This is a genomic window from Streptomyces sp. NPDC049577, assembly GCF_040675635.1.
In the GTDB taxonomy this organism is placed as follows: domain Bacteria; phylum Actinomycetota; class Actinomycetes; order Streptomycetales; family Streptomycetaceae; genus Streptomyces.
This window is the reverse complement of the sequence record NZ_JBFAPH010000637.1, coordinates 1-1,292: the sequence shown is the minus strand read 5'-3', so window position 1 is coordinate 1,292 and position 1,292 is coordinate 1. Positions and strand designations below refer to the sequence as shown.

General features: G+C 73.3%; 3 protein-coding genes and 1 pseudogene. 3 read left to right on the top strand and 1 reads right to left on the bottom strand.

The features are described from left to right. A pseudogene (locus AB0K09_RS33460) lies at positions 1-95 on the top strand (beta-ketoacyl-ACP reductase); the annotation flags it as partial. Here the strand turns inward: AB0K09_RS33460 and AB0K09_RS33455 are convergent. Further along, the gene (locus AB0K09_RS33455) at positions 82-456 is read right to left on the bottom strand and encodes a hypothetical protein (RefSeq protein WP_366069152.1); all 375 of its coding nucleotides are present in this window, start codon (positions 454-456) and stop codon (positions 82-84) included. The pseudogene AB0K09_RS33460 and the gene AB0K09_RS33455 sit on opposite strands and share 14 nt — an antisense overlap. Before the next feature lie 254 nt (positions 457-710). Here AB0K09_RS33455 and AB0K09_RS33450 point away from each other — a divergent pair, with 254 nt between their 5' ends. Further along, a complete protein-coding gene (locus AB0K09_RS33450) occupies positions 711-896 on the top strand; it encodes a CsbD family protein (protein ID WP_366069150.1) in 186 nt (61 codons plus the stop codon). A 108-nt stretch (positions 897-1,004) separates the two neighbouring features. Beyond that, positions 1,005-1,292, top strand: a 288-nt coding sequence (locus AB0K09_RS33445) for an AMP-binding protein (RefSeq protein WP_366069148.1), incomplete at its 3' end; no start/stop codon positions are given.

Genomic DNA, 1,292 nt, shown 5'->3' with positions numbered 1-1,292 from the left:
AGCCCCCGGCCGACCTCCTGGACAAGGGGTGCCTCGCCGTCAAGTGCGACATCACCGACCCGGAGCAGGTCGAGCAGGCGTTCAAGGAGGTCGAGCCAGCCAGCGGCGCATCCACCGCCGGCTGCCGCAGTCGTGCACCAGCAGCGGCCCCCCGGCGCGCACCCCCCTGCGCAGCCACCGGAAGTGCTCCAGCCGCGCCCACGGCCGGTACACGGCGTACGGCACCCGGGCGGGCATCACGGCCTCGCACGCGACGTGGACGTCGCGCGGATCGACCGCCGCGGCCGCCTCGGACCAACGGCGCAGCAGCGTGCTCTTGCCGCTGCCGGGCAGCCCGGAGACGACCACCACCGCGTCGGCGGGGTAGGACAGCAGCGCCGGGGCGCGCTCCCGCCCACGGAAGTCCACCAGCCCGCGCGGGCGCAGCGCCATGGCCGTCCCGCCCGCTTCGTCCATGCCGTCCACCGTCTCCACTGCCGTTCTCCGGGACCCGAATACGCCCAGGGAGACGTCGCCGGGGACCGGCCGGTTCTCCGGGCGACCGTATTCGTGCTGGTCGCGGCGGGGGAGGGGCGTGGGTTTGCGGGCGGGGCGGTGGCGCGGGAGGGTGAGGGAGGAAAGAGGGGCAACCGGGACAGAACCCCGCCAAGGCGTCCTCGGGGCAACAGGCCCCTCGGATGACGGATCCCCCGGAAAGGGAGTGACGCGTGATGACCGCCAAGAACAAGGCCAAGGCGAAGGCCGAACAGGTCAAGGGCCGCCTCAAGGAGACCACGGGGCGTGCCTCCGGCCACCGGCGCGTGGAGGCCGAGGGCCGTCTGGAGAAGGCCAAGGGCGAGCTCCGCGAGGCCATGGAGAAGGTCCGGCACGCCGGCAAGGAGAAGGGCCGGAAATAGTCCCCGGGAGACCGCTCGCCTGGCGTTGTGGATCACGACGAGGCATGATGGATGGCTGCCTCAGGCAACCAAATGGCCCGGACCCAACGCCAGGAGGGGACTTTCCACATGCCGGCCGCCGCCGCACCCACCATGCCCGTAGACGCGCCCGCCGACGCCGGCGGCTTCCGCCACTACGTCGAGACGACCCTCGACGCCCTGCGCGCCGAACCGGACCGGGAGGTCCTGGTCCACCACGAGCGGCGCGTCACCGCGCGCGAGTTCCGTGACCTCGTCCACCGGCTGGCGCGGGCCCTGGAGGAGCGGGGCATCGGCCGTGGCCAGACCGTCACGCTCCTCAGCGGCAACCTCCCCGAGGCCATCGCGGTGCGCTACGCCGCGAACCTCCTCGGCTGC